Origin of the sequence: Spirosoma sp. 48-14 (assembly GCF_001898575.1) — a bacterium.
Lineage (GTDB): Bacteria > Bacteroidota > Bacteroidia > Cytophagales > Spirosomataceae > Spirosoma.
Genome location: NZ_MKUD01000019.1, coordinates 115,204 through 121,696, shown reverse-complemented (window position 1 = coordinate 121,696; position 6,493 = coordinate 115,204). Strand labels below are relative to the sequence as shown.

Genomic DNA, 6,493 nt, shown 5'->3' with positions numbered 1-6,493 from the left:
CCAGAATCATAATCTGCTCCAGTTCGCCAGATGAAAGGAAGTTCGTCGTTCGACCGTACATCCAACCTTTTTTGCCATGTGCCTTGATGGCTCGCCAGACCCAGTAAATGACTTCGTAGGTTGAATCGGGCTGGTTGCAAACGTAAGCGTAATCCTTGCCTTCTTTTTCGGCTACCTGACGGGCAAAAATATCCCTATACTGGTTTTTGGCCAGCACTTTCATGGCCCCCAGTTGATCAAGATTATACATGGGCGAATGCCAGCCGCAACTATCGTCTCGGCCTCCTCCCTGTTTCTGGGTACCATCCTTGAAGCGAAAGTTTTCCGGGTCACAATGCCAGATGGTAATCAGTGGTTCATAGTACCCGCCCTTACGCCGTAGGAATAGGTTTTTAATTTCAAAGGCAACTGTTTTTGGGTCGTGCATCTCGTTTTTGATTTTAGAATTAGTGTTGTTGCAATCAGGTGAACAAGCCGAACCCGCAAACTGGGGCGTATATATCAACAGACCCTGAACGATTTCGTGGTTTAAGGTTTCGCCCGTAGGCTCATGGGTTCGGCTGATTCGTGAATCGGGGGCGGGCAGGGGGACCGCGTTGATGGTGGTAGGTCATGCGGTTGCTTTATTTCTTCGTTCCGTTTCCCGTTCAATGTGATATAATTCCATATACAAATCGCTGATTTCCGAATCCAATGCAACCATTCGCTCAATGAGCTTAGGAGAGTTCTGCTGTTTTCTGGCAATGGCGAGTAGCACGTTCTTTTGCTTTTGAGCATCCTGAACGATTTTAAGGGCTTTAGCGTGATTACCCTTTTTAAATTCAGCCTTTGATTGCTCGATGGCCGTCACCTCAAGGTCAATGATCTGGCTGTAAGGATTGACGTTCAGCAGTTCCTTAATTTGATTTCGCTCGGCTTCGGCCTTTAGCAGGGCTTCGCGGACTACTTTCTCTTTGGTTGTCATGGATAACGGGAGGGGGAATGCCAAGTATTTCGCGGATTGCTTCGGTGCGCTCAGTTCGTTCTGTGTCGCTCATGTCTGGTATTTTAGCCGAATCTGTCAGCGTCATAAGCCAGATTTGTAGCTGGGAGACCGAATAAAACTAAATCAGGAGTCGTTTTAACTCCTCCCGATTTCCGTTAGCGAGTCGGTAGAGGTTCATAGTTTAGAGCGAGTTAAGAATGACTGGACCCAACCGAGTCCAACCATATCCGTACTACACTTCTTCTATTTACTGTAAAGGACTAGGCGCTGACGAGTTCGGACTTCTTAACTGATCCGTCAGGATTGAATATCGTAGTTTGGTTAGCGTCTGACGATTCGTTTCCCGCTTCAGCCAGCAGGAGCATGCGCTGTTTGAAGTCATCCTGCCATTCGGAGTTATAGGGATGCCAGACGCCCAGGATTTTGGATTTGACCGCGCCGATGATCGTGCAATCGGTTACCCATGTACTGATGTACTTATCAGCGCGTTCCTCCGCTTCGTGAACACTTTCAGCAATCACGTAATGCGTCAAAATCTCTATTTTCTCCTTGTCAGTTTCGGCGCTGTAGGTCTTTTCTTCGATTGTAACCTTGTAGAAATTACCCTTGTTGAAGGGTTCGTAAACCTGGCCAAACTTGACTTTAGCTAGGTCGTATTCGAAATCCGTAATCCTACCTTCCAGAATTTTAGCCAGATCCTTTTCGGCACCACCATATAGGATGTTTTCGAGTAGAAACTGCTCAGTGAACGATTTCCATTTGCCCAGATCATCCTGAACTTTGTACTTGATTTTTGCGAGAAACCACATAGTTAGATTGATTTTAGAATTAGTGTTGAACGTGAAAAAGCTTATAATCCGACGACCAGTTTTGCCGCAGCAATCAGTTCCTTATTCTTTGTTTCCCAGCCGGTAATCTGCTTGAGCAGGTCGGCCGTAAACTTGACCTCATCCTTTTTGCGCCGGGGTTCGATTTGAACAAAACCGATCTGGTAGTATTCGAAAAACTGAATGATCGTGTAACCGACACCGTGATTGACACCTTTGTCACGTCCGACGCTGGCCGTTTTTTGCTGACTCCATTTGGGGTCCAGTCCCCAGATGAAGTTGATGTTGTGACCCGCTTCCAGATGCACAAAGGCCATTTGGCGGTAGAGTCGGCAGTAGTCGATCAGATCGGGCGTTCGCATCAGTTCGAGCCGCATCAGTTTACGTTCCCGACGGTCCCAGACCGCTACGCCGTTCGCGTCTTTATCAGGGTCGATGCCGATCAGATACCGGGCAGATCGGTCGGCAGGCGGGGGCAGGGTTGAGAGTTGGTCGTTCATAGGTTATAGAAATGAATGTGGACGGGAATCGGCGACGCGGTTGGTAGGTAGATCGAGCCAGAATTTGATTGATTCGCCCTGTTTGTGGGTTGTACCGTTTCGGTTTTTAGCAACGATGTTTTCCAGTTCGTCTTCGTCGACGGGTTCATCGGCCGATGCGTAGTAGGAATCGCGGTACTGGAAGATTATGTTGTCGGCATCCTGCTCCAGATCACCCGATTCCTTCAGGTCGGATTTGATCGGGCGCTTATCCTCCCGTTTATCAACTTCGCGGCTTAATTGGGCAAGCGCGACGACGGGAATTTTCAGGTCTTTGGACAGCAGTTTCAAGCCTCTACTGACTTTACCTGTCATTTCGCGCCGATTAGGGGCCTGCGCTTCGACAAGTTGCAGGTAATCGATAAATACGGCCTGAACACCGAACTTGCGTACCATGCGCTTGATTTCTACCCGCAGTCCGTCCAGGTCGTAGACATCATCCCGAACGTACAAAGGAGCTTCACCAATCCGACTGACTGCGTCGTACACCTTACCCATGTCCAGAGGCTGAAAACCTGCCATACCCGACAGGACCTGTGCGTTTTTGTAGTGAGTATCCAGCGCCAGAAACCGCCGGGCCAGTTGGTCCGATGACATTTCCAGCGAGAAAATACCGGTCGGGATTTGCTGTTTGTAGGCGATATTATACCCCATCTGGCAGAGTTGAGCCGTTTTGCCAATACCGGGCCGTCCAGCCAGAATCGTTAGCGTAGCGGGGTGCAAGCCTTTTAAGAATTCATCCAACTGATTCAATCCTGTGCGAATACCCGTGATGGCATCCCCCCGTTTACCCGCTTCTTCGGCTTCAGCGGCTACCCGGCCAAGGGCTTTGGAAAATGGTTCAGCCTTGAGTTCCAGTAACCGGGCGTGATGCTGTTCAAATCGCTTGCTGGCATGATCGATCACTTCCAGCACGTCCGCACCAGGTCGGCTGAGTTCGGTTAGTGATGCGGCCAGGGTTCGTTGCAGCGAGGTTCGCATAGCTTCCTGAATCAGTAGAAAACAGTAGTGCGTCAGCGAACCCGTGGACGAATCGCTACTGGCCGTAATTTCCAACAGTACATCAAGCCAATCAATGCCCGTTTTATCGAATCCGATCCGGTTACCATGTTTCTCCAGTAGCAGGTTATTAACCGCAATGGCGTCGGTTTCAATGGCCTTGTGGCTTAGTTCGCAGATTGCCGCATAAATCTTTTGGTAATCGGGCGACGAAAACACATCCGGTTTTTTTAGAACGGCCATCACCTCTTCGGTTGCGCCAATGACAGTCAGGCAGCTATTGAGGATGGATTGTTCAAGAATCAGGCTCATGCGTAGCGTTTTAAAAGGGCGTCAATCAGTTTAATCCGTTTATCGAGTTGCTGCTTCAGGGGGGCGGTTTGCCGTAAAATGTCCTGATAGAGTGCGTTTTGCTGGTCGGTCGGCGGAGCCGTCAGGGAGGGCGTAGTTTTCAGTTTTTTATACATGGCTAATCAGGGACAACGTTGTGTTTAGCGACCGGTCGACTTTGCTGAATGGGTTTAACAGGCGTGAATTTTTCAGGGAAAAGACCCGAATACCCATTGCAGATGCTGTTGTTGAGGCAGTCAATGAGTTGCTTTTCGGTCAAATCAGCGAGCTTATCAATCTGCTTCTGAATGCTTTCGGGGAGTAGCTTTTCGCGCTTCTTTTGCCGAAACTCTAACCATTCGTTCTGGTAGGCATCGATCATGGTTTTAGACCATGAGGCAGGAAAAACAAAATCGACAGGAGCGCGAACAGCGCTTTTTCTTTTCTTTTCTTTTTCTTCTATTCTATTCTCTTCTATTCGTGCCGTTTCTGTGACAGAAATAGTAGTTTCTGTCACAGAAACGGCCTGTTTGCGCTTTTCAAAGGCTTCACGGCTTCGATTTCGCTTCTCAAATACCGACCTCAAGCTCTCTTTTAGCTCTATTGAGGTCAGGTTTCCGGCCTCATTGCGACAGAAAAGCCCTATCTTCTCGCATATCTGTAGCAGACTGTCGATTTCTGTCACAGAAACTCCGAAATCACCTGCCAGTAATTCAAGCTCCATGTCATCGGTAGCCAGCTCTGTGTTATCCGCATCGGTCAGTGCTTCCATCAGCATCAGCAGAAGTCCATAACCAGCCATGCCGAACCGGGCGCGTATGGCTTTTACCCGGCGGTCGTTACGGAAATTGGCAGAGTGATAAAAATATCCAGCGTTGTTAAGGGATGGACGAGCCATGATACTTGGGGGTAAAGGGTAATCAAAACGGCCAGAACGGGCCAATCGCAGCGGCTACAGCGCCCAATGCAAACAAGAGCAGTACGGGCCAGAAAACAGGCTGAGAACGTCGGTTACACATGGCCAAACAGATGCAGGTGAAGGTTATGTATCCAGTGCATCGCGCAGCCAATCGCAGCCAGACAACACACGATCAGCAGCCACTCAGTTAGGGTGTAGGTTGATTTGTGCATGGCTTAGAATGGGGTATCGCGTGAGGGATCGACGGTTTCTATTCGGTCCTGACCTATCCAGTCAATGCGAAAGGCAAGACCCGCCGTGATGTCGTGATACGCATAGCAGTGATCGAGCGTCTGCTGATCGGCATCGATCGTTTTCAGAGGCGCCAGTTCAAGCCGGAACCGAAAGAAGGCCCATACGTTGCGGGTGTGGTGAACCTGCCTGTAGTGATTCTGGTAGTAAATTTCAGCGTACTTGCGAACGCAGGCCAGTAGCGCAAAGCCCGATAGCTGGTTTTCCTGCTGGTAGACCACAAAGCAGATAAGCCATACTTCCAGATCGTACTGAATGCGTTCCACATCCTGCATGTACTGGACGGGTAGTTCGTCCCAAAGTATTTCGATGAACGAGTGCGCTTCGCGGTGAGCGAGTTTGTGACGGAGCTTAGACACGGGACACCTCCTTTTCGTCGATTGAAAGCCAAACCTGTTCAAGTACCCAAACCTTGATCTGTAGCTCGTGAACGCAGGATGCGTAAACACTGAAAAGTCGACCGTCCTTGTCCTGAAATTCAAGCGAATACAACGGCGGCTCTTTCTCGCTGATGGGCATTACCTTGACAATCATGTAAGGCTCATCATCAACTTCAACCAGTGCATGCGTGCCGTCCGCATAAGGCGTAAAACCCAGATTTTCGAGCCATTCTGGTGTAATGGGAATGGGTTTAAGTCTATCGTAGAAGGCTGTAAATGGTATGATTGATGAATCAATCGGTATTGATATGATTAGCTTAGGATCGCCAGCTTCTAACATTCGCGAAAACTCCACAATATGATAAGGGGCATCTTTGCCTTTCGTAAGGGGCTGAGCCATGTAATAGCCGCCTTTAATCAAGTCTTTTGGATCTATCTGGCTCATTGGGCAGGGGTGAGAATAATGAGACCTAACCAAACCAGCGCAAACCCAACCAGCACGACCAGAAAGCCAAGGATCTGATCCTGTTTGCCCTTGTACCAACGCGCAACCCGGCGACGTAGCCAGAACAGCCGTTCCAGTCGCATATCATCGCGCAGGTAGCGGTAAATCGACGGAGCGAATACCAGCAGCATGAACGTACAGACGGTCAGCATGCCATACAGCAAAACAAAGCCCAGTGTTTTCATGGCTGTACAGGGGTTTGTGGTAGATCGACCTGAATCAACTCCTTTGCCCTGATAGCAACCTGAATCCGTGTTGAATTTGCGCCCCAATACGGCGCGTAACGGGCTATTGAAAAGCCTTCCAGCTTTACCTCTTTGCCGTTGTAGATAAATAAGTTCGCGTTGCCATCGGCCCGAACCGTCGCGTTGCCATAGGCCCGAACCGTCGCGTTGCCATCGGCCCGAACCGTCGCGTTGCCATCGGCCTCAACCGTCGCGTTGCCATCGGCCCGAACCGTCGCGTTGCCATAGGCCCGATGGAAGCCTGAAATGTATATTCCAGCCGCAACCAGATCCGCTTCGGGAAATAGTTTCAACGTATCCAGGTCAATGACTTTATAGGCCGTACACCAATTGAAATTGTCCTTAATGACGGCCAGTAATTCGCCATCCGTATTCGAGCGAATGGCTTTGCTGTATTCGCCCGAACAGGCCTGAGCCGATTTGGCACGAGAGGTAATCAGGTCTTTGCGTTGTTGAAAGGTTTCCATTGTCGG

11 protein-coding genes are annotated in these 6,493 nt (G+C 49.6%); all 11 read right to left on the bottom strand.

Translation table 11 applies throughout. From position 1 onward, the window contains the following. Positions 1-427, bottom strand: a 427-nt coding sequence (locus tag BGO59_RS12175) for a hypothetical protein (RefSeq protein WP_293683900.1), incomplete at its 3' end; no start/stop codon positions are given. A 183-nt stretch (positions 428-610) separates the two neighbouring features. Then, positions 611-964 carry a hypothetical protein gene (locus BGO59_RS12170; protein WP_293683899.1) on the bottom strand — a complete coding sequence of 118 codons (354 nt, stop codon included), beginning with the start codon at positions 962-964 and terminating at the stop codon, positions 611-613. Positions 965-1,245: 281 nt separating this feature from the next. Continuing rightward, complete coding sequence (locus tag BGO59_RS12165; protein WP_293683898.1) at positions 1,246-1,794, bottom strand: DUF4494 family protein; 549 nt, start codon at positions 1,792-1,794, stop codon at positions 1,246-1,248. Positions 1,795-1,835: 41 nt separating this feature from the next. Then, positions 1,836-2,312 (bottom strand): hypothetical protein, encoded by a 477-nt coding sequence (locus BGO59_RS12160; protein WP_293683897.1) that lies wholly within the window; start codon positions 2,310-2,312, stop codon positions 1,836-1,838. A 3-nt stretch (positions 2,313-2,315) separates the two neighbouring features. Beyond that, entirely contained in the window at positions 2,316-3,662 is a 1,347-nt protein-coding gene (locus tag BGO59_RS12155; protein ID WP_293683896.1) for a DnaB-like helicase C-terminal domain-containing protein, read from the bottom strand. Beyond that, positions 3,659-3,817 (bottom strand): hypothetical protein, encoded by a 159-nt coding sequence (locus tag BGO59_RS12150; protein ID WP_293683895.1) that lies wholly within the window; start codon positions 3,815-3,817, stop codon positions 3,659-3,661. The genes BGO59_RS12155 and BGO59_RS12150 overlap by 4 nt, the downstream gene beginning before the upstream one ends. Before the next feature lie 2 nt (positions 3,818-3,819). After that, positions 3,820-4,578 (bottom strand): DUF4373 domain-containing protein, encoded by a 759-nt coding sequence (locus BGO59_RS12145; protein WP_293683894.1) that lies wholly within the window; start codon positions 4,576-4,578, stop codon positions 3,820-3,822. 236 nt (positions 4,579-4,814) lie between these two features. After that, positions 4,815-5,249, bottom strand: a complete 435-nt coding sequence (locus tag BGO59_RS12140) for a hypothetical protein (RefSeq protein WP_293683893.1) — start codon at positions 5,247-5,249, stop codon at positions 4,815-4,817. Beyond that, complete coding sequence (locus BGO59_RS12135) at positions 5,242-5,715, bottom strand: hypothetical protein (protein WP_293683892.1); 474 nt, start codon at positions 5,713-5,715, stop codon at positions 5,242-5,244. Before BGO59_RS12135 ends, BGO59_RS12140 begins: the two co-directional genes overlap by 8 nt. After that, a complete protein-coding gene (locus tag BGO59_RS12130; RefSeq protein ID WP_293683891.1) occupies positions 5,712-5,960 on the bottom strand; it encodes a hypothetical protein in 249 nt (82 codons plus the stop codon). The genes BGO59_RS12135 and BGO59_RS12130 overlap by 4 nt, the downstream gene beginning before the upstream one ends. Next, positions 5,957-6,487 carry a hypothetical protein gene (locus BGO59_RS12125; protein ID WP_293683890.1) on the bottom strand — a complete coding sequence of 177 codons (531 nt, stop codon included), beginning with the start codon at positions 6,485-6,487 and terminating at the stop codon, positions 5,957-5,959. The genes BGO59_RS12130 and BGO59_RS12125 overlap by 4 nt, the downstream gene beginning before the upstream one ends. Between the last annotated feature and the right edge of the window lie 6 nt (positions 6,488-6,493).